At 61.8% G+C, this 21,410-nt stretch carries 19 protein-coding genes; 11 read left to right on the top strand and 8 right to left on the bottom strand.

Annotation, left to right across the window (positions count from 1 at the left end; translation table 11 throughout):
• The first annotated feature begins 75 nt into the window (after window positions 1–75).
• Entirely contained in the window at window positions 76–1,080 is a 1,005-nt protein-coding gene (locus tag QQL64_RS11505; RefSeq protein ID WP_284399456.1) for a polyprenyl synthetase family protein, read from the top strand.
• A gap of 43 nt (window positions 1,081–1,123) precedes the next feature.
• Here the strand turns inward: QQL64_RS11505 and QQL64_RS11510 are convergent, their stop codons facing one another.
• The 3 genes from QQL64_RS11510 to ubiH all read right to left on the bottom strand — a co-directional run bounded on the left by QQL64_RS11510 (window position 1,124) and on the right by ubiH (window position 4,408).
• Entirely contained in the window at window positions 1,124–1,918 is a 795-nt protein-coding gene (locus tag QQL64_RS11510) for a dienelactone hydrolase family protein (RefSeq protein ID WP_284399457.1), read from the bottom strand.
• A 64-nt stretch (window positions 1,919–1,982) separates the two neighbouring features.
• Window positions 1,983–3,185 carry a UbiH/UbiF/VisC/COQ6 family ubiquinone biosynthesis hydroxylase gene (locus tag QQL64_RS11515; RefSeq protein ID WP_284399460.1) on the bottom strand — a complete coding sequence of 401 codons (1,203 nt, stop codon included), beginning with the start codon at window positions 3,183–3,185 and terminating at the stop codon, window positions 1,983–1,985.
• On the bottom strand, window positions 3,182–4,408 hold the full coding sequence (gene ubiH / locus QQL64_RS11520; protein WP_284399463.1) for a 2-octaprenyl-6-methoxyphenyl hydroxylase: 1,227 nt from the start codon (window positions 4,406–4,408) through the stop codon (window positions 3,182–3,184). Before ubiH ends, QQL64_RS11515 begins: the two co-directional genes overlap by 4 nt.
• Before the next feature lie 104 nt (window positions 4,409–4,512).
• Here ubiH and QQL64_RS11525 point away from each other — a divergent pair, with 104 nt between their 5' ends.
• The 3 genes from QQL64_RS11525 to QQL64_RS11535 are packed head-to-tail and all read left to right on the top strand — an operon-like array spanning window position 4,513 to window position 6,619.
• Entirely contained in the window at window positions 4,513–5,118 is a 606-nt protein-coding gene (locus QQL64_RS11525; protein ID WP_284399464.1) for a hypothetical protein, read from the top strand.
• A gap of 2 nt (window positions 5,119–5,120) precedes the next feature.
• Window positions 5,121–5,687: a cob(I)yrinic acid a,c-diamide adenosyltransferase gene (locus QQL64_RS11530; protein ID WP_284399467.1), complete on the top strand. Its 567-nt coding sequence runs from the start codon at window positions 5,121–5,123 to the stop codon at window positions 5,685–5,687.
• 11 nt (window positions 5,688–5,698) lie between these two features.
• Window positions 5,699–6,619 carry a histone deacetylase family protein gene (locus tag QQL64_RS11535; protein ID WP_284399470.1) on the top strand — a complete coding sequence of 307 codons (921 nt, stop codon included), beginning with the start codon at window positions 5,699–5,701 and terminating at the stop codon, window positions 6,617–6,619.
• 18 nt (window positions 6,620–6,637) lie between these two features.
• Here QQL64_RS11535 and msrB read toward each other — a convergent pair whose 3' ends face one another.
• On the bottom strand, window positions 6,638–7,039 hold the full coding sequence (gene msrB / locus QQL64_RS11540; RefSeq protein WP_284399472.1) for a peptide-methionine (R)-S-oxide reductase MsrB: 402 nt from the start codon (window positions 7,037–7,039) through the stop codon (window positions 6,638–6,640).
• An 83-nt stretch (window positions 7,040–7,122) separates the two neighbouring features.
• On the opposite strand from msrB, the gene QQL64_RS11545 reads away from it, so the two are divergent.
• From QQL64_RS11545 to QQL64_RS11570, 6 genes are all read left to right on the top strand, one after another.
• Entirely contained in the window at window positions 7,123–9,555 is a 2,433-nt protein-coding gene (locus QQL64_RS11545; protein ID WP_284399475.1) for an LPS-assembly protein LptD, read from the top strand.
• Window positions 9,556–9,659: 104 nt separating this feature from the next.
• Window positions 9,660–11,012: a peptidylprolyl isomerase gene (locus QQL64_RS11550; protein WP_284399479.1), complete on the top strand. Its 1,353-nt coding sequence runs from the start codon at window positions 9,660–9,662 to the stop codon at window positions 11,010–11,012.
• A gap of 25 nt (window positions 11,013–11,037) precedes the next feature.
• On the top strand, window positions 11,038–12,081 hold the full coding sequence (gene pdxA / locus QQL64_RS11555; protein ID WP_284399481.1) for a 4-hydroxythreonine-4-phosphate dehydrogenase PdxA: 1,044 nt from the start codon (window positions 11,038–11,040) through the stop codon (window positions 12,079–12,081).
• Complete coding sequence (gene rsmA / locus QQL64_RS11560) at window positions 12,078–12,866, top strand: 16S rRNA (adenine(1518)-N(6)/adenine(1519)-N(6))-dimethyltransferase RsmA (protein ID WP_284399483.1); 789 nt, start codon at window positions 12,078–12,080, stop codon at window positions 12,864–12,866. The genes pdxA and rsmA overlap by 4 nt, the downstream gene beginning before the upstream one ends.
• Before the next feature lie 66 nt (window positions 12,867–12,932).
• Window positions 12,933–13,316, top strand: coding sequence for a Co2+/Mg2+ efflux protein ApaG (gene apaG / locus QQL64_RS11565; protein ID WP_284399485.1), 384 nt, complete (start codon window positions 12,933–12,935; stop codon window positions 13,314–13,316).
• 48 nt (window positions 13,317–13,364) lie between these two features.
• Complete coding sequence (locus QQL64_RS11570; RefSeq protein ID WP_284399487.1) at window positions 13,365–14,213, top strand: symmetrical bis(5'-nucleosyl)-tetraphosphatase; 849 nt, start codon at window positions 13,365–13,367, stop codon at window positions 14,211–14,213.
• Between the two features lie 47 nt (window positions 14,214–14,260).
• On the opposite strand, the gene secA is transcribed toward QQL64_RS11570, so the two are convergent.
• Together secA and QQL64_RS11580 are read right to left on the bottom strand one after the other, a co-directional pair.
• A complete protein-coding gene (gene secA / locus QQL64_RS11575; protein WP_284399488.1) occupies window positions 14,261–16,981 on the bottom strand; it encodes a preprotein translocase subunit SecA in 2,721 nt (906 codons plus the stop codon).
• Window positions 16,982–17,168: 187 nt separating this feature from the next.
• Entirely contained in the window at window positions 17,169–18,101 is a 933-nt protein-coding gene (locus QQL64_RS11580; protein ID WP_284399490.1) for a peptidoglycan DD-metalloendopeptidase family protein, read from the bottom strand.
• Between the two features lie 29 nt (window positions 18,102–18,130).
• Between QQL64_RS11580 and QQL64_RS11585 the strand changes: the two genes are divergently transcribed.
• Entirely contained in the window at window positions 18,131–18,613 is a 483-nt protein-coding gene (locus tag QQL64_RS11585) for a DciA family protein (protein WP_284399492.1), read from the top strand.
• Window positions 18,614–18,817: 204 nt separating this feature from the next.
• On the opposite strand, the gene lpxC is transcribed toward QQL64_RS11585, so the two are convergent.
• Window positions 18,818–19,732, bottom strand: coding sequence for a UDP-3-O-acyl-N-acetylglucosamine deacetylase (lpxC, locus tag QQL64_RS11590; protein WP_284399495.1), 915 nt, complete (start codon window positions 19,730–19,732; stop codon window positions 18,818–18,820).
• 477 nt (window positions 19,733–20,209) lie between these two features.
• Window positions 20,210–21,391, bottom strand: a complete 1,182-nt coding sequence (ftsZ, locus tag QQL64_RS11595) for a cell division protein FtsZ (RefSeq protein WP_284399497.1) — start codon at window positions 21,389–21,391, stop codon at window positions 20,210–20,212.
• Window positions 21,392–21,410: the final 19 nt, after the last annotated feature.

Raw genomic sequence — 21,410 nt, forward strand, 5'->3', positions numbered from 1 at the left:
GCGGCTGGGCGAAAATCCGGGACGGGGCCAGGCTAGCGCCCCTATAATCTGGGTTCTATGTCCAGTACCCGCCGCATGAACACCTCCGTTCTCCAGACCATCGATACCGCGCGCGACTTCGCAAGCGTGCGCGCGCTCGCCGAAGGCGATATGCAGCGCATCGATGCCTTGATCCGTCAGCGGCTGGCTTCCGACGTAGTGCTGATCAACCAGATCGCCGACCACATCATCGCCGGCGGCGGCAAGCGCCTGCGCCCCATGCTGCACGCCCTGGCCGCCCGCGCCGCGGGGTATACCGGCGACAAGCACCTCAAGCTGGCCGCGGTGATCGAGTTCATCCACACCTCGACCCTGCTGCATGACGATGTGGTGGACGAGTCGGATCTGCGCCGCGGACGCAAGACGGCCAATGCGCTATGGGGTAACGCCGCCAGCGTGCTGGTGGGAGATTTTCTCTACTCGCGCTCCTTCCAGCTGATGGTGGAGCTGGACGATATGCGCATCATGCGCATCCTGGCCGACACCACCAACACCATCGCCGAGGGCGAGGTGTTGCAGCTGCTCAACATCGGCAATGCCGACGTGGACGAAGCGGCCTATTTGGCCGTTATCGAGCGCAAGACTGCCGTGCTCTTTGCCGCTGCCACCGAATTGGGTGGTTTGCTGGGCGGACTGCCCGATGCCCAGGTCGCGGCGCTGCGCCATTACGGCATGCAACTGGGTTATGCCTTCCAGATCGCCGACGACTTGCTCGACTACGTCAGCGACTCCGGCACGCTGGGCAAGAACATTGGCGATGACCTGGCCGAGGGTAAGCCCACGCTGCCGCTGATCTACGCGCTGCAGCGCGTCGGTTTGGAGCAGGCTCGCGAGTTGCGGCATGCGATTGAGCACGGTGGGCTGGATTCGCTCGATCACATTCTTGCTGCGATCCGTGAATCCGGTGCCATTGAGCGTACCCGTGACTGCGCGCTCCGGCATGCCCACGCCGCGCGCGATGCACTCGTGGCGCTCCCCGCATCTTCTTATCGCGATGCCTTAGCGACGTTGGCCGATTATTCGGTGCAGCGAACATTTTGATGGCTCCCCCTCCCCTACGGGGAGAGGGAGAAAAATCTAAGGCTTAAGGCGTGCCGCTGAAAGCGGCGTGCAACCAGTCGTGCATCAGACGATAACTGCGAGTAGCAGCGCGCGCATCGTATTTGCAGCCTTGCGAGTTCTCGCCGACTTCGGTGAAGCAGTGCACGGCGTTACCCAGCACGACGAATTGCCAGTCGGCTGGGCTGGCACGCATTTCGTCCATGAATTTATCGGCGTCCGGCATGGTGCCTTTGTCGTCGGCGCCATTCATCACCAGCACCCGCGCCTTGATGTTCTTGGATAGTGTCGGATCGTCGGTCGTCAACCCGCCATGAAAGGACACGATGGCCGCAACATCAGCACCGCTGCGCGCCAGGTCGAGCACCGCCGTGCCGCCAAAGCAGAAACCGATGGCCGCCAGCTTAGTGGTATCGATGGGTGCCGTTCCTGCCTGCGCTTTCAATTGCGCAAGGGCTGCGTTGATGCGCTTTCTCATCAACGTGCGGTCGCTATAAAGCGACTTGGTCGCTGCCTGCGCCTGGTCCGCATGGCCGGGTTGCGGCCGTACGTTCTCGCCGTACATGTCGGTGAGCAGGATGACGTAGTCCTTGCCCGCGATCATTTCGGCTTTCTGCACGGCAGCGTCGTTCACGCCGTACCAGTTCGGCACCATCACCAAGCCTGGGCGCTTGGCGCTGACCGCGTCGTCGTACACCAGCACGCTTTTGAAGTGCGTGCCATCCAAGGTCCATTCCACGGGACGATGAACCATCTTTGCCTGTGCGGCGAAGCTGAAGCCGGCCAGTAAGGCGAGACAACCCAGTCGAACGAAGCGCATGGCGTGATTCCTCTGCTTGGCTATGAAACAAAATCCGCCACGAGGGCGGATGAGAATGAAGCAATCAAAGCCCGGCGGCGTGCGCGGCAATGCGCCGTTTCAGCGGCACCAGGCGATCGAGTACGCGCACGCCCAGACCGCGCATGGCCACCAGCGGCGACGCCTGCCAGGCATAGATGCGCGCCAGGGCATCGAAACCATAGGCATCCAGCGTATCCGCGCTGAGCCGACGGCGTGCGTAACGCCGCAACACGTGCGCGGCAGCGAAGTCGCGCCCCGCGTCGCGCGCGACGACGAGCGTATCGCGCAACTCGACCACATCCCGCAGACCGAGATTCACACCTTGCCCGGCCAGCGGATGCACGGTGTGTGCGGCATCGCCGAGCAGGACAAAACGCTCGGCCTGGTAAGTGTCGGCAAGCTGCAGTTTCAACGGAAACGCGGCGCGTGGGGTGCTGGCCGTTATCCGTCCTAGCCGGAAATCGCTGGCGACACCCAGTTCATGGAGGAACGCCTGGTCATCCAACGCGTGCACGCGGCGTGCCTCGGCTTCGGGCAGCGACCACACGACCGAGCTTCGTCCGTCCGCCAGCGGCAGCAACGCCAGCGGCCCGGTGGGAAGAAAGCGCTGCCAAGCGGTATGGGCATGCGCGCGCTCGGTGGTGACGTGCGCCACCACGGCACGTTGCGCGTAGTCGCGCCCGTGTGTGGCGATGCCGGCGAGCTCGCGTAGTGGCGAACCGGCGCCATCGGTAGCGATCAGCAAACGCACCGACACGCTGTCGCCATCGGCCAGTTCCAGCGCAATGCGGTCGGATCGCGTGTCGAAATCCTTGACGGTGGCAGGACACATGCGGCGCACGCCAGCGGCCTCGATCGACTGCCAAAGCGTCCACTGCACCAGATTGTTCTCGACGATGTAGCCGAGCAGATCGCGGCCCTCATCGGCGGCATCGAAATCGATCGCCGCACCGTTCTCGGCATCCCATACGTGCATGTGCGCATAGGGACAGGCGCGTGCATCGCGAATGGACGTCCAGACGTCCAGCTCATCGAGCAAGGCTATCGATGACGGCGCCAATCCCACGACACGCGGGTCTACCTCGTCCGTGGGGCTCCACGGCGTTGGCGGTCGCGCCTCCAGCAGGGCCGTGCTGAAGCCAGCTCGGCTCAGCGCAAGGGCTGCGGCGGCACCCACCATGCCGCCGCCCACTACGGCAATATCCAGTGCTGGACCGCGCCGAAGGTTGGCTGGTGCGGACCTCATGACAAGCGCTCCAGGACGGCGCGCGGCGGTTCGCCGCGAAAACCCATGCCACGTCGCGCTAAGGCTTGCTGCAGCGGCGGCACGCGGTCGTAGGCCAGCAACGCAAGCGAACGCAAGGGCGCAAGCCACGGTTGCGGCATACAAGCGAAACGCACCAGGTCGTGGCTCATGGCCATGGTGCCTTCGCGATCGGGAGCACGTTGCATGGCATAGCGGTCCAGCAATGCCGGCGAACCGGGATCGGCTGCATCCTGCACCAGTTCGGCGAGCGTCAATGCATCGCGCAAGCCGAGGTTGAAGCCTTGCGCGCCGATCGGGTGCACCGTCTGCGCTGCATTGCCGACCAGTACGGAGCGTGCGGCAGTCAGTTGGCGCGCGGCCACGCGTCGAATCGCATACGGATGACGCTTGCCGGGCCGGCTTAGCCGCCCCAACCGCCAACCGAAGCGTTGCTGCGCCAGTGCGATGAACTGAGCGTCATCCATGGCCGCGACCTCGGTGGCGGATGCCGACGGGACGGTAAGTACGAGTCCGCAACGCCGTTCGGCCAGCGGAAGCATGGCGATCGGTCCTTCGTCTGAAAAACGCTCCCAGGCACGGTTCGCCGGATCGCGCTCTGGCGTCACGGTGCAGACGAACAAGGTTTGCGCGTAATTGTGCGTGTCGGCTTCGATGCCCAATTGGGTACGCACGAACGATTCGGTGCCGTCGGCGCCCACCAGCAAGGCGGCATCGATGTGCTGGTGACCCTGTTCGGTCGTGATCTGCGCACGCCAGCCGTCGGCGTGTTTCTCAAGATCGGTGAGGCTGGCCGGCGCAAGTCGCACGAGCCGCTTGCAATCATCCAGTCGCCGCAGCAGCGCAGCACCCAGCTCGCGCGCAGGCAAGGTCCAGCCGAGCGCGTCGACGCCATGGCGCGCCGCATCCAGCCGCGCGCTTCCGAACTCGCCGGCGCGGCTGACATGGATGTGGCGGATCGGCGTGGCCTGCGCAGCAACCAGCGGCCAGACGCCAATGGCAACCAATCCATTCACCGTGGCACGTGCCAGTGCAAGATTGCGCTCGTCGTAACTGGGTTGGGCGTCCGTGCGCGGTGCAGCCGCTTCGACCAGAGTGACGTGGCAACCGGCTGCATCCAGCGCAATGGCGAGGCTGGCGCCGACCAGGCCGCCACCGACGATCAGTACGTTGCCATGGGCGGCAAAGGGAGGAGAGGCATTCATGCACGAAATAATACGCGTTGAATGCGCGCCTAGGGTCTCTATGCAGTCGCATTGGGCTAAACTGGGCGTCTTCTCTGGCCGCCTGTCTATTCACGGAGTTCTTCATGGCGATGACGCAGACCCAGCGCTTTGGCATTTTTGCCGCGCTTGCCTTGGTGATGGCGGCGACCCGTATACATCACTCCACCCTGCATCATTTCGATGCCTTGCCCGATGCGAGCTGGGGAGTGTTCTTCCTCGCCGGGTTCTGGCTGCGCGGCGCGGCCCGGTGGGCGTTCCCGCTGCTGATGGCCGAAGCCGTACTGATCGACTATGTGGTGATCACCCATCTGGGCATCGACTTCTGGAGTCATTACTGCGTTTCGGCGGGCTACTGGTTCCTGATTCCGTCTTATGGCGCGTTGTGGCTGGGCGGTAGCTGGCTGGCGAAACATCAGGTCGGCCTGCGCCTGTCCACCCTGGCGCTCGCCGTGGTCGCGCTGCTGGTTAGCGAAAGCCTGTGCTACCTGATCTCCAACGGTAGCTTCTACTGGATTAGCGCCAACGTACCGGCGCCCCGCAGCTTCGCGGCCTGGTTCGAAAATCTTGGCGACTGGTACCTGCCGTTCCTGCAGACCACGGCGTTATACGTTGGGCTTGGCGCGGTGCTGCATGTGTTGGCTGTGCAAGTGGCGCGGTTGGCCCAGCATCGCGGACAGACCCAGCACTAACCGTGGGCAACCGACTTTCCAAGATCTATACCCGCACCGGCGACGACGGCAGCACCGGCCTTGGCGACGGTTCGCGAGTGGCGAAGGATTCTCTGCGCGTTGCCGCTTACGGTACGGTCGACGAGCTCAATAGCACCGTAGGCATGGTGTTGGCCTGCGACGGTGTCGATGACGCGGTGCGAGAGACCCTGACGCAGGTGCAGCACGAGCTGTTCGACCTCGGCGGCGAGTTGTGCATTCCCGGCATGGCGATGATCGACGATGCCGATATCACCCGGCTCGAACAATCGCTCGACGGCTTCAACGAACCGCTGCCGCCGCTGAAGGATTTCATCCTGCCCGGCGGCGGTATGGCGGCGTCCTGCTGCCATCTGGCGCGTACGGTGTGCCGTCGGGCCGAACGGGAGGTCATTGCGCTAGGGCGCGTGGAACCCATCCGACCGCAGACCCATCATTACCTCAACCGGTTATCGGATCTGCTGTTCGTGCTGTGCCGCGTGCTGGCCCGCTCCAGCGGACACGGCGAGGTGCTCTGGGAACACGAGCGTCGCCGCAAACCCAACGCCTGATCTGCCACGTCATGCTGCAGCTCTACACTCATGCCGTTTGCCTGCAGCATGACCCGGGTCCGGGGCATGCCGAATCGCCGGCCCGCTTGCGTGCCGTGCTGCAAGCGCTGGACCAGGATCGCTTTGCGGTGCTGGACCGGATCGAAGCGCCACGGGCAACACGCGAACAGCTGCTGCGAGTACACACAGCGGCCCATGTCGACCGGATTCTTAGCACCTTGCCCGATTCAGGCACGGTGCGTCTGGACGAAGACACCTTGATGTCGCCAGCCTCCGCCGAGGCCGGCCTGCGTGCGGCCGGCGCGCTGGTTGCCGCCGTTGACGCTGTGATGCAGGGTGCGGCGACGCGCGCGTTCTGCGCGGTACGGCCGCCCGGCCACCACGCGACGCCCGACACGGCGATGGGCTTTTGCTTGTTCAACAATATCGCGGTCGCCGCTGCACACGCCCTGACTTCCCACGGCTTGAAGCGGGTAGCGATCGCCGATTTCGATGTCCATCACGGCAACGGTACTCAGGACATTTTTCAGCGCGAACCGCGTGTGCTGTTTATTTCCAGCCATCAGTCGCCGCTCTATCCGGGAACGGGAAGCGCGGGGGAACATGGTGCGGGCAATATCGTCAACGCCCCCTTGTCGCCGGGCGATGGTTCTTACGAATTCCGTGAATTGTGGGATGGCGCGCTGTTGCCGCGATTACATGCGTTCAAGCCGCAGCTGGTGCTGGTTTCAGCCGGTTTCGACGCCCATCGAAACGACCCCTTGGCCGACATACGCCTGCAGACCGAGGATTACGCCTGGATCACGGAGCGCCTGGTCGATGTGGCCAGAATGCACGCCGGAGGCCGACTGGTGTCTACGCTTGAGGGCGGCTACGACCTGGCGGCTTTGGCGGCCAGCGTAAGCGCACATGTAGCTGCGCTTATCGATTGACCCCTACGCTGCGCAGGCTCATTTCGCTGGCACGAAGTCCAGCGCCAGCGAGTTGATGCAGTAGCGCATACCGGTGGGCTTGGGGCCGTCCGGAAAGACGTGCCCAAGATGCGACTCGCACTGTGCACATCGCACTTCCGTGCGATGCATGCCATGGCTCTCGTCCTGCAACAGGCTGACCGCCGCACGCGTCATCGGCTGGAAAAAACTTGGCCAGCCGGAACCGGAGTCGTATTTGGCTTCGGAGGCGAACAACTGCGCCCTGCAAGCCGCGCAAATATAGGTACCGGGCTCTTTATGCCGGTACCACTTGCCGCTGAAAGGCGGCTCCGTCGCCGAACAACGGCATACGGCGTATTGCTCCGGGCTCAGGCTTTCCCGCCATTGTTCGTCGGTCTTGCCGGGTTTGTGCTGACTCATGCTGAATCCTCGCGCGGACGTGTGCCGTCCGAAGGGCCTTTCTGTTAGCTTAACGCCCCTTCGCCGCCGATTGACTGCCCTCCGTGAAGCCTACGCCGCCCTTGCGTTCTCTGCCTCCACGCCGCCTGCTGGCAATCGCCGCCGCCGCTGCCTTGATCAGCAGCCAGGGCGCCCATGCCGGATCCCAGAATCGACGCCCCAAGGCCACGCTGGATGGCTCGCAGGTCGTCTGCCCGCTGGGCACATTTATCTGCGCACCGCGCCCGGACAACTTCGCACTGTGCCGCCCCAACGGCTTGCTCGAGTTCTACGATCCTTTTCTGAGCAAGGACTCCTCGCTGCGCGACACGGCCAAGACCCATGTGTGGGCCGATCAAGTGGAGAGCCCGGACCAGACCATCTATCACCTGACCGGCCACGTGAAAACGGTCCGCGCCGACCAGGAGCTGCACGCCGACATCGCCGACTACAACAGCGACACGACGGACTATGACGCGCGCGGCAACGTGCACTACCAGGAGGCCGCGCATCTGCTCTCGGCCGATCACATTGTCGGCAACACCAACAACAGCACCGGGGTCGCCACCGGCAACGTGCGCTTCCAGATGCTGGATTCGCATGGCAACGGCACCGCCGTTCGTGGCGAGATGATTGACGAAAACCGCAATCGCTACAGCGTCGCCACCTATTCCACGTGCGATATCGGTCGTCACATCTGGGAAATACGCGCGAAGACTATTGATACCGACCAGAACACCGGCCGCGGTGTCGCACGCAACGCCACGATGAACTTTTACGGCGTGCCGTTCTTCTACACGCCCTATATGTCGTTCCCGTTGAACAACGATCGCCAGAGCGGCTTTCTGTATCCGTATTTCGAGCATACGGGCAACGCCGGTTATCAGTTCAGAATTCCTTACTATTTCAATCTGGCACCGAATTACGACGCGACGCTGGATCCGCGCTACTACACGAAGCGCGGCGCGATGCTCGGCGCTGAGTTCCGTTATCTGTTTCCGAAGACGAGTGGAACATTCAACATCGAATTCCTGCCTAGCGACAATTACAACGACCAGAAAATCACGCCGACCGCGCCGGATACACAAGGTCAGGAACGTTATCTATACAAATTCGTCAACAACACCAGCTTGTGGCCAGGGTGGAGCCTCAACACAAACATCAATCGTGCGTCGGATCAGAACTACATGCACGATTTCGGCGACGACCTTTTCAGCATTTCCACGACCTTCCTCTACTCCAGCATTTACCTCAATGGCTCGGGTAATTGGTGGAGTGCCGCTGTCGGTGGAGACATGTGGCAGAACGTGGATCCTTCGCAGCCCAACAGCGTAGAGCCCTACAAACGCCTGCCGCGCGCCACGTTCAATATGGATATCCCATTCGCGCGGTGGTACGACGTTGGCATGACCAGCGAAGCCGTGTCGTTCCGCAAAACCAACAGCGTGGAAGGCAGCCGACTGGATCTCTACCCCTATGTCGACGCGGACTTTCAAGGGGCCGCCTGGTTTATCAGGCCTAAGCTGGCTTACCGCTATACGGCCTATTCACTCGACTCGGGCTACCAGAATTTCTACACCGCCACGACGACCTCAACGGGAACGACGTTCTATCCGTTCCCGCAAAGCAACCCGAGCCGTTCGTTGCCGATCGTCAGTCTTGACCAAGGCCTGATCTTCGACCGCAGCACGTCGCTGTTCGGCACGAACTACACGCAGACACTGGAACCGCGCCTTTATTACCTCTACGTGCCCTACCGCAATCAGAACAACCTGCCGTTGTTCGACACCGGCTTGATGGCGTTCGACGACTGGATGCTGTTCGCCCCGAACCAGTTCTCGGGCGCCGACCGCCAGATGAATGCGAACAACCTCACTGCCGCGGTCACCACCCGATTGCTCGACGATGGCGGCGTGGAGCGCTTGTCGGCGACGTTTGGACAGATTCGCTACTTCACCCCTCAGCTCGTGCAAACGCCCGGGGTGGCTGCTACGAACTGGTCGGGTTCGGACTACGTGGCCGAACTGAGCAGTCAGTTGAACGACCAGTGGACCATGAGCACCGAGTATCTGTGGAACCCGAATACCCGCAAGACCGATCTGGGCACGTTTACCGTCCAGCGCCGTCTCGGCTTCGACGGCATCCTCAACTTCTCCTACCGCTTCCGCCAGGGCCAGTTGGAACAATACGACGCCTCGGCGGTCTATCCACTCACCGACCGCTGGCGCCTGATCGGCGACTGGACGTACTCGGTGATGGACAAGAAAACCGTGGAGGCAGTCGCCGGGGTGCAGTACGAAGGCTGTTGCGTCAAGGTCAGCCTGGTGGCTCGCCACTATGTGACGGGCTATGACGGCGTCATCACGAACCTGCTGCCAGGCCAGGCCATTCCCGGCAGCGATACCGCTGTCATGTTCGAGTTGGAATTCAAGGGCATGGGTGCTTTCAGCGGTCAGACGGACAGCATCCTGCGGCGTGATATCCTTGGCTATCAATAAGGGCGCTTTGCAAGGTTTGGGCGCCCTCAAGAAAACGGCTACGTAGGCCGTTTTTGAGATCACCGTTAATTCGCTCGCCATTGGCGATAGAAGGCTGTTCACTGATGAAGCAGATTTTTGCGTTGTTCCTGCTGACGATCGTTTCGGCGGCTCCGTCGCTGGCCCAGGCTCAGCTCCTGTCGCCGCAGGACGCAGGCTCCGGCCTGCAACCGGTCGACCGGATCGTCGCCGTCGTCGAAGACGACGTGATTCTGCAGAGTGAGTTGAACGACGCCGTCGCCGCGATCCAGCAGCAATATGCCAGTCAACCGGGGCAGCTTCCCCCCATCGACGTGTTGCGCCGACAGGTGCTCGACCGTCTGATCCTGATGAAGCTGCAGCTGCAGCGCGCCGACGACCAGGGTATCCGCGCCTCCGATTCCGACGTCGATCAGGCGGTGCAGAATGTCGCCACCCAGAACAAGATGTCGCCCGACCAGCTGCGCGCCGCGGTGGAACAAAGCGGCCTGAGCTACGCGGCTTTCCGTCAGCAGCTGCACGATCAGCTGGTCGTCCAGAAGCTGCACCAAGGCGTGGTGCGCGATTCGGTGTCGATCACTGACAGCGAAATCAACAACCTGCTCAACAGCTCCAGCTACAAGGCTGGCGAAGTGCACCTGGCGCATATCCAGATCAGCATTCCTAGCGGTGCGAGCGCCGCCGATATCCAGAACGCGCAGAGCAAGGCCGAACAGGCGCTTGCTGCCATCAAGGGCGGTATGGACTTCAAGGCCGCGACCATCCGCTTCTCCGATGCGCCTGATGCGCTGGACGGCGGCGATCTCGGCTGGCGTCGCATGGACGAGGTGCCGTCGGCCTTCGTCGACACCATCGGCGGCATGAAGACCGGCGACGTAAGCGGCATCCTGCGCGGCCCCACGGGCTTCCACATCATCCAGCTGATCGGTCAGCGCGAACCGTCCAAGCAGATGGTGACCGAATATCACGCCCGCCAGATTCTGATCCGCCCGAGCGAGCTGCTTTCGGCGGCACAGGCGCAGCAAAAAGCGCAGGACATCTACAACCGCATCGCCAACAAGCATCAAGACTTCGCCAAACTGGCGAAAGACGATTCCAATGACGACACGACCGCCAACGCCGGCGGTGACATGGGTTGGTTCCAGCAGAGTGACTGGGGTCAGCTGATCGGCCAGAAATTGGACGAGCTCAAGGATGGTGAAGTATCGCAGCCGTTCCAGAGCGAGGCTGGCTGGCACATCATCCAGCGTCTGAGCACGCGCAGCAGCGATATGACCACGCAAGTCGCCCGCGAACAGGCGCGTCAGGCGATCGGCAACCGCAAGGCCGACCAGGCGTACGACGACTACCTGCGCGAATTGCGCTCCAGCTCGTACGTGAAGATCCTCGCGCCAGAGCTCGAGGAGCCCGCCGGTTCGGACAACAAGGCGTCTTCGTAATGGCGCCACGACGCGCGGGTATCCCGTGAACAGGCTCGCGCTACCGCGGCTCGCCCTCACTGCAGGCGAGCCGGCCGGTGTCGGTCCCGAGTTGCTTGTCCGATTGGCCGCCACCTCGTTGGCGGCCAATTTCGTTGCGATCACCGATCGTGCCTTGCTCGAACGCGCGGCTATCCGGTGCGGCGTCGAGATCAATTTGATCGATGACGATGGCGGGGACGTCGAGGAGCGATCGCCAGGCACCCTGCGCATTCGACATATTCCGCTCGCGGCCAACGAAGTTCCTGGCCGTCCCGACCCGCGCAATGCCCAACATGTTCTCGCCACGCTGGCGGAAGCCGCCGATGGATGCATAAGCGGTCGCTACGGCGCCTTGATCACGGCTCCGCTGCAGAAGTCCTCGATCAACGACGCGGGCATATCCTTCAGCGGCCACACCGAATTCTTCGCCGCACATAGCCACGCCGACGTGGTGATGATGCTGGCCAGCCCGGAACTGCGTGTCGCGTTGGCAACCACTCACTTGCCGTTGAATGCTGTGTCTGCGGCCATCGATGCCACGTCGCTGGAACGAACGCTACGCATCGTGCATAACGAACTGCAGGCAAAATTCGGCTTTGCCGAGCCGCGCATCGCCGTGCTGGGCCTCAACCCGCATGCCGGCGAAAACGGCCATCTCGGGCGCGAAGAAATCGATACGATCATTCCTGTGCTGCAGAAGCTGCGCCAACAAGGCATGCAATTACTGGGCCCCATGCCGGCCGATACGGCGTTCGTGCCCGCGCAGCGCCAGCATTACGACGCCGTGCTCGCGATGTATCACGATCAGGCATTGCCGGTACTGAAAAGCGAAGCGTTCGATCGCACAGTAAATCTCACGCTCGGCCTCCCCTTCATTCGCACTTCCGTCGACCACGGCACAGCGCTGGATCTTGCCGGCACTGGCAAGGCCGATCCGTCCAGCCTGATCGCCGCTGCGCAGATGGCATTAAATCTCGTGGCGCGACGTGCCACCCATTCATCGACACCCCTCCAGAGTGAGGGAACCGCTTCATCTAAGGCCGTATGAGCGCCCGCCCAAAGAAAAGCTTCGGCCAACACTTCCTGCACGAGCGCCGCTACATCGAGCGCATCGTCAGCGCCATCTCGCCTCGTCCCGAGGATTTTCTGGTAGAGATCGGCCCGGGCGAAGGTGCGCTGACCTTTCCGCTGCTCGCTGCGGCGGGCAAGCTCACGGCGATCGAGCTGGATACCGATCTCATCCCTAACTTGCAGGCGAATTCTGCCGGCGTCGGCGAGCTTTCGATCGTGCACGCCGATGTGCTGAAGGTCGACTTCACCGCGTTGGCGCATCGTCATGGCGCAGAGCGCCTGCGCATTGCCGGCAACCTGCCTTATTACATCTCCAGCCCGATCCTGTTTCACTGCATCGATCATGCGGCAGCCATCACCGACATGCATTTCATGCTGCAGAAGGAAGTGGTGGATCGCATGGCCGCTGAGCCGGGCAGCAAAGTGTACGGGCGGCTGTCGGTGATGTTGCAACTCGCTTGCCGTGTCGAGCCGCTGTTCGATGTGCCGCCCGGTGCGTTCCGGCCGCCGCCGAAAGTCGATTCGTCGGTGGTGCGCCTGGTGCCACTCGCGGCAGAGGCGCGTCATGACGCCGACCCGGATCGCCTGTACGCCATCGTGAAAGCGGCTTTCGCGCAACGGCGCAAGACGCTCAGCAATGCGCTTCGCCAACTGATGGATGCCGATACCATCCGGCTCGCCGACGTCGATCCCAAGGCACGGGCGGAGACATTGGCGCCGGAGGACTTCGTGCGCCTGGCCAAGACCGCACCCGCCTCTTGATGTCATACGCGTGCGCGAAATAGATCGGGGCATCCCTTAGGCGTGCTTAACGCTTACAATCCCGCCATGAACGAGAAATCCCCCTACACGATCGATGTGCAGGTACATACCCGCTTTGTCCCGGACCAATCCGTGCCCGGTGAAAACCGCTACGTATTCGCTTACACGATCAAGCTGCACAACGCCGGCATCATTCCCGCGCGCCTGCTCACCCGCCACTGGGTTATCACCGATGCCAACGGCAAAATCGAGGAAGTGCGCGGTGAAGGCGTGGTCGGCGAGCAACCTTGGATGCGTCCGGGCGATGATTACGAATACACCTCCGGCGCGGTGCTGGAAACCGCCGTGGGCACCATGCACGGCAGCTACCAGATGGTGGCCGACGACGGCACACGCTTCGAGGCCCCCATCCCAGCATTTACGCTTTCCATTCCGCGTACCCTGCACTGAGGAGCTGCTCATGATTCGTGTGCAGCAGACCCCCAAGGCAATGCGCTGATGGCCACCTACGCCATCGGCGATATCCAGGGTTGCTACCCGGAATTGCAGCGATTGCTGGAGAAGTTGCGTTTCGATCCCAGCAGCGATCGGCTATGGCTTTGCGGTGATCTGGTGAATCGCGGTGGGCAGTCGCTGGACACGCTGCGCCTGGTGCACTCGTTGCGGGACAGCACCATCGTTACGCTCGGCAATCACGACCTGAGCCTGCTGGCGATCGCACAACGCAAACAGGATGCGCAAGCACGAGTCAATGCGGAGCTTCGCGAAGTACTGTTCGCCGAAGACGCTCCGGTGCTGTTCGAATGGCTGCGCAACCAAAAGCTGCTGCACCATGATGAGTCGCTGGGCTGGACGATGGTGCATGCTGGTCTCGCACCCAGCTGGACGCTCAAGCAAGCTCAGCGCTGCGCCGCTGAAATCGAACGCGAGCTTTCCAGCCCGCATCATCCGCGGCTGCTAAAGAATCTGTTCGGTAACCGACCGGCTGCCTGGTCGAGCCGTCTGCAAGGTATCGAGCGCATGCGCGCGTCGATCAACACGCTGACACGGATGCGCTTTTGCGACATCAATGGCCGGATCGACTTCGAAAGCAAGGGTGCACCCGGCACACAAAAGCCTGGCATGTATCCATGGTTCGAAGTGCCGGGCGTACGTCGTCGCGAGACGCGTTTCGTGTGCGGTCATTGGTCCACATTGGGACGCTTCGTCGGCATGGATGTCTATGGCATCGACACGGGATGCGTGTGGGGCGGCAAGCTCACCGCACTACGTCTGGATGGCGAAGAGCCGCAGTACATCACCGTGGATGCCGAGCCGCATCGCAAGCGCACGCCGGGCGGCGACTGACAACAAAAAAGCGAAGAGGCGCGAGATACGCCTCTCTTTATTTGGCTTTAGCTCAGTTGACCGTGGCAGTGCTTGTATTTCTTGCCCGAACCGCACGGGCACGGGTCGTTGCGTCCCACCTTGGGGCCACCTATCGCCGGCTCAGCGGCGGCTACCTGTTGCGGCGCCTCCACACCCAACACGCCTCCCGCCGGCGCACCGCCGCCGCTGGCCTGCATCTGACGCTGCATGCGCTCGGCAAGGCGTTGCTGCTCGGCTTCCATCGCAGCGACTTCCTCCTCGCTGCGAATGCGGATGCGTGCCAGCATCTGGGTCACTTCGGTCTTGATGCGCGCGAGCATCTGCGAGAACAGGTCGAACGACTCGCGCTTGAACGCCTGCTTGGGATCCTGCTGCGCATAGCCGCGCAGATAGATGCCTTGGCGCATGTAATCCATGCTGGAAAGGTGTTCCTTCCAGGCGTTGTCCACCACGCTCAGCATGATGTGCTTTTCGAGCTGGCGCATGGTCTCCGGACCGATCTGCTTTTCCTTGGCCTGGAACATGTCCTCGATCAGGGTGCGCACGTGTTTCATCACCGTGCCGGAATCGGCCTCGGACTGCTGTTCCAGCCAATGCTTGAGATCGGTCGAGATACCGAATTCGCCATCGAGCTCGCGCTCGAGGCCGACGATATCCCATTGCTCGTCAATGCTGTCGGCCGGAACGTAGCGGTGCACCAGGTGCTCGGCCACGTCCTCACGGATGTCGGCCACGGTGGCAGACACGTCCTCGCCTTCCAGCAGCTCGTCGCGCTGACGGTAGATCACCTTGCGCTGGTCGTTGGCGACGTCGTCGTATTCAAGCAGGTTTTTGCGGATATCGAAGTTGTGCTGCTCGACCTTGCGCTGCGCCTTTTCGATCTGGCGGCTGATCATGCGGTCTTCCAGCGCCTCGTCTTCCTTCATGCCGAAGCGCTTCATCCAGCGCACCAGCCCTTCGCCGCCGAAAATGCGCAACAGGTTGTCCTGCAACGACAGATAGAAGCGCGAGGAGCCGGGATCGCCTTGGCGGCCGGAGCGGCCACGTAGCTGGTTGTCGATACGGCGGGACTCGTGCCGCTCGGTACCCACGATGTGCAAGCCACCTGCCGCCAGCACCTGTTCGTGGCGCTTTTTCCATTCCGACTTGACGCGGGCGCGGTCCGTCTCGCTGGCATCTTCCGGCAACGCTGCCAGAGCGGCGTCCAGACTGCCGCCCAACACGATATCGGTACCGCGGCCGGCCATGTTGGTGGCGATGGTCACTGCACCCGGCATGCCGGCCTGCGCCACGATGTGCGCCTCGCGTTCGTGCTGCTTGGCGTTGAGCACCTCGTGCGGAATCTTTTCCTTGCGCAGCATGTCGGACAGTAGCTCGGACACGTCGATCGAGGCGGTACCCACCAGCACCGGCTGACCGCGCTTGTGGCAATCCCGGATGTCCTCGATGACCGCCTTGTACTTCACGTCCTGGCCCAGGAACACCATGTCCGCATTGTCTTGGCGGATCATCGGCTTGTGCGTGGGAATGACCACCACTTCCAGCCCGTAGATCTGCTGGAATTCATACGCTTCGGTGTCGGCCGTACCGGTCATGCCGGCCAGCTTCTTGTACATGCGGAACAGGTTCTGGAACGTGACCGTCGCCAGCGTTTGATTTTCGCGCTGGATCGGCACGCCTTCCTTCGCTTCCACCGCCTGGTGCAGGCCATCGGACCAGCGGCGGCCGGCCAAGGTACGGCCCGTGAACTCGTCGACGATGATCACTTCGCCGTCGCGCACGATGTAATCCACGTCGCGCTGATAGATCGCGTTGGCACGCAAGGCGGCATTGAGGTGGTGCACGATCGCGAGATTGCGGGCGTCGTACAGGCTGCCGTCTTCGTCGATCACCTTTGCCTGGCGCAGCAGCTCTTCGGCGTGCTGCATGCCCTCTTCGGAAAGGTGTACCTGCTTCTGCTTTTCGTCGACCCAGTAATCGCCGGCGCCATCCTCGACTGCCTGCCGGGTCATGCGCGGCACAAGTTTGTTCACCGCGATGTAAAGCTGCGGCGAGTCTTCGGCCGGACCGGAGATGATCAGCGGCGTGCGCGCTTCGTCGATCAGAATGGAGTCCACCTCGTCGACGATGGCGTAGTGCAAGCCGCGCTGGCAGCGCTGCTCTTTGGACAACGCCATGTTGTCGCGCAGGTAATCGAAACCGAATTCGTTGTTCGTGCCGTAAGTGATATCCGCGGCGTAGGCGGCGAACTTGTCGGCGTGATCCATGCCCGGCCACACCACGCCAACCGACAATCCAAGGAAGTTGTACAACTTGCCCATCTGGGCCGCGTCGCGCTTGGCCAGGTAGTCATTGACGGTAACGACGTGCGTACCCTTGCCTTCCAGCGCATTGAGGTACACAGGCGCCGTCGCCACGAGGGTCTTGCCTTCGCCGGTGCGCATTTCGGCGATCTTGCCCATGTGCAGCACCATGCCGCCGATCAGCTGCACATCGTAATGGCGCATGCCGAGCACGCGTTTGGCGCCTTCGCGCACTACCGCAAAGGCTTCCGGCAGCAGCTTGTCGATCGTCTCGCCACCGGCAATACGTTGCTTGAATTCGGCGGTCTTGCCGCGCAAGGCCTCGTCGCTGAGTTTCTCGAACTCAGGCTCGAGCGCATTGATGCGCACGACGGTCTTGGAAAGCTGGCGCAGTACACGGTCGTTACGGCTGCCAAAAAGGCTCGTCAGGGCACGGTTGAGCATCGATCTTCCGGATCTGGAAACAGGGGACGCCCGCTGGAACAGGTCCGGCGGACAAAGGAGCGATGATACTAGGGTCCGCCAGGTATCCCAAACGCTCGGAACCGGCGGTACACCCGGTTACACCGGACGTTCTGGTTTAGGGGTGGCGGTAGGGCGACACGCTTTCAAGGGCGCCGCCAGGACGCGCTCAGCGATGGTTCTTCACATACGCCAGCGGATTGACGACGCGGCCGTTGTACCAAACCTCGAAATGCACATGAGGGCCGGTGGAGCGGCCGGTGGAGCCGGCCTCGGCGATCTCGTCGCCCACCCGCACATGTTCGCCCGGATGCACCAGCAACTTGCTGTTGTGGGCGTAACGCGTCATGTAGCCATTGCCATGGTCGATCTCGACCACATTGCCATAGCCACTGCGAACTCCGGCATAGGTCACCATGCCCTCGGCGACGGTGTGGACCTCGCTGCCGAATGGCACCGCAATATCCAGGCCGGTGTGGCGGGCAGAACGACCATCGAACGGGTCAGCGCGTACACCAAAATAAGAAGAGATATAACCATCCGCCGGCATCCCGGTCGGCTTGAGATCCGAATCGATGCGCGCATTGAGCAGCAGGCTCTGCATGGCGCTTAATTGGGCTTGTTGCGTATCGAATTGGCTCGCCAGCTGGTCGATGCTGATATCTAGCGTTTGCGGCAAGGCAAACGCGCTGCTGCCGGTAGTGACTTCAACACCGCCAACCGGCGGGGGCTGGTCGAAATTGAATTCGCCGTTGTCGAGCTTGCCGACCTGGGCCAACCGCTCGCCGAGTGCGTTCAGGCGCGTCGCTTGGGCCTGCAGCTGACCGAGCTTGGCGGCCAGCGCGTCGAGCTGTCGATGGGCGTCTTCGCGCAGGTCTCCAAGCTGTTTGTCCTGCTGCTTGACCTGTTGATGCAAGGTATTGATTTCGGCAAGCGCGCGATCGCGTGGACTGGCTACAGCCAGGGCCACGCCGGCGCCGACGCTGGCGAAGGCGAGCACCACAGCAGCGCCTATACCCAAGACACGCCAGCGAAGTCGCTGGTTGGCGAGGTCCAATGTTCTCGGCACCTTCCCTGCACGTGAGACGAGTATGATTTGCATGTCGTTACCAATTCGAAGTTTTTTTACTGATGCAGCGCGACGTACCCGCCGCCCCAAACCGCACCGGCCATGGACTGCAATCCCTTGCCGATATCGGTCCTGTAGCTGCACTGGCCAAAAAAGCCGCCAAGCTCGAAGCCTTGGACCGCACACTGCGTCAGATGTTGCCGCCGCTCCTGCGTGAGCAGGTGAGATTCGCAAATTTTCGCGACGACCGCCTTGTTTTCCTGGCTTCCTCGCCGGCCTGGGCATCGCGGCTGCGCCTGCAACAGGCGCAAATCCTCGCTGCCGCACGCGCCATTGGCGCGAATGCCGGCTCAGTTACCGTGAAAGTGGCCCCCCTTCCTCCGCCTGATCCCCAGCCGGAGCAATCTAAACCGCTTTCCGCCACGGCCGCGCTTCACCTGAAGGCTGCCGCGAATTCGATCCAAGACCCCGAATTGCGGGCGCTGTTCCTAGAACTGGCGTCCGTCGCCGAAACCGCTGATTCCAAGCCTCAAAGGACGCCCTGAGCTGAAGCGTCGTCCCGGATCGATAGGGCTGACTTCAGCCCACCCCCGGAACAGGTGTCAGATTTATACCACGCAACACCCCACCCAGGTCTTTAGGACCTGTCGTAATAGCGTGAACGGGGGTGTGACGAAAGTGTGATGAAAGTCACAAAAACAACAAGCCGGGCTCGAAAGGCCCGGCTTGCTGGGGTGTCACGGATGAAATTAGATCGCTTGGGCGGGATGCGCGTAGGAGATCGGGGCGGTGGCCGGATCGTCCTGATAGCTGACCTCTTCCCATGCCGAGGCATCAGCCATCAGTGTGCGAAGCAGCTTGTTGTTCAACTCGTGCCCGGACTTGTGCGCGTAGTACGCGCCGATCAGGCTGTGACCGAGCAGATAGAGATCGCCGATGGCATCGAGAATCTTGTGTTTGACGAATTCGTCTTCGTAACGAAGACCATCTTCGTTGAGCACGCGATAGTCATCGAGCACCACGGCGTTGTCCATCGAGCCGCCGAGCGCGAGATTGTGTTCGCGCAGCATTTCGATGTCGCGCATGAAACCGAAGGTGCGCGCGCGGCTCACTTCCTTCACGAACGACGTGGTGGAGAAATCGATCTCGGCGCGCGACGTGCGCTTGGAGATGATCGGGTGATTGAATTCGATGGAGAAGCCGACTTTAAAGCCTTCAAACGGCTCAAAACTGGCCCATTTATCGCCATCCTGCACTTTCACCGGCTTCTTGATGCGGATGAAGCGCTTGGCAACCGACTGCTCTTCGATGCCTGCCGATTGCAGCAGGAACACGAAGGGACCAGCGCTGCCGTCCATGATCGGCACTTCCGGCGCGGAAAGATCCACGTAAGCGTTGTCGATGCCTAGGCCCGCCATCGCCGACAACAAGTGCTCCACCGTTGAAACACGCACATCGCCATTGACCAGCGTGGTCGACAGACGCGTGTCGCCGACGTGATCCGGACGAGCGTGGATATCCACTGGAGGATTGAGGTCGGTGCGGCGAAAAACGATGCCGGTATTCGGCGCCGCTGGACGCAACGTCATGTAGACCTTGTCGCCGGTATGCAGACCGACTCCAGTGGCACGGATGATATTTTTAAGCGTACGCTGCTTGATCATTTATTGGGTACCTGTAGGGGCAGCAGCCAATTCGAGCTGGGATGCTAACACAGTCTTAACCTGCGGGAAAACAAACCGTACCGTACAGTCCGGCCAATCCTTCATTTTCCTTTCATCACATAATGCGATTCATTCGCATTCCGATGTTGCAAGCACTCCAGATAGATCAAGTACTTGCGATTCGGCACAAAACCCCGCGCCGGGGACGGGAAAGTCCGGCAACGGGATTTTGGACCGGCAGGGCGGCAAATCCTTCCACGCCACACTGTCAATCGTGCGCCATCCTTAGGTCGCACTGCCTCTCGCATTCAACGCACGAACACGACGTCAGTCGACATCAGTGATGTCCCCTCCTCGCAACCGGCGTCCGGCAGCGGTCAGGTCGCGGACAGGGAGGGTACTCCTCCTTATCCAGCACAGGGAACACTGACAAGTTAATACGTCGTTAGTTCATGACATTCACATATCTTTACGTAATTAATCTGCCTGCCGGCGCAAGAAAGCGGGGATATCCAGGTAGTCGAAGCTCGGATCAGCGCTCTTGGCCTGGCCGTCGCCGCCACGCGGATTGCTGGCCACGACTTCCGGCTGGGCGTAATCGACCACTTCGTTACCGGTACCGGTACGCAGCACCATCGGGCGCGGGCGCTGACGCATCTCCACCTGCTGGGTCGCAACCGGACGAATCGGCTGACGGGCGGCAACGCGATTGAGGCCTGTGGCCACGACCGTGACGCGCACGTCGTCCTGCATCTCCGGGTCGAGCGAGGTGCCGATCACTACCGTGGCGTCTTCGCTGGCGAAGTCGTGGATGATGCGGCCGATCTCGTCGAACTCGCGCATGGTGAGGTTCGGGCCTGCTGTCACATTGACCAGGATGCCGCATGCGCCGTTGAGATTGACGTCTTCCAGCAGCGGATTGTTGATCGCCGCTTCGGCCGCAGCCTGTGCACGATCATCGCCACGGGCGGTACCCGAGCCCATCATCGACAGACCCATCTCGCTCATCACCGTACGCACGTCGGCGAAGTCGACGTTGATCAGACCGGGACTGGTGATGAGATCAGCGATGCCCTGCACCGCGCCCTGCAGCACGTCGTTGGCGGCCTTGAACGCATTGAGCAAGGTCACCTCACGACCCAGTACCGACAACAACTTTTCGTTCGGTACCGTAATCAGCGAGTCAACGTGCTGCGACAGGTCTTCGATGCCCTTCAGGGCGACCTGCATGCGACGACGACCTTCGAACGGGAACGGTTTAGTCACCACCGCCACCGTAAGAATGCCCTTCTCTTTCGCCAGCTGAGCGACCACCGGTGCCGCGCCCGTGCCGGTACCGCCGCCCATGCCGCACGTGATGAACACCATGTCGGCACCATCGAGCATTTCCTCGATGCGTTCGCGATCTTCCAGTGCGGCCTGACGGCCCACTTCAGGATTGGCGCCCGCGCCCAGGCCCTTGGTGACATTGGCGCCCAGCTGCAGGTGGATACGACCACCGCAACCTTTCATGGCCTGCGCGTCTGTGTTGGCGACGACAAAATCGACGCCTTCGATGTTGGCGTTGAGCATATGTGCCACAGCGTTACCGCCGCCGCCGCCCACGCCAATGACTTTGATCACCGCATTCGGTGCGAGTTTTTCGACCAGTTCAAACATTTCCCGTCCTCCGTAAAGC

The sequence above is a fragment of the Dyella lipolytica genome, from assembly GCF_030160075.1.
GTDB lineage: Bacteria > Pseudomonadota > Gammaproteobacteria > Xanthomonadales > Rhodanobacteraceae > Dyella_B > Dyella_B lipolytica.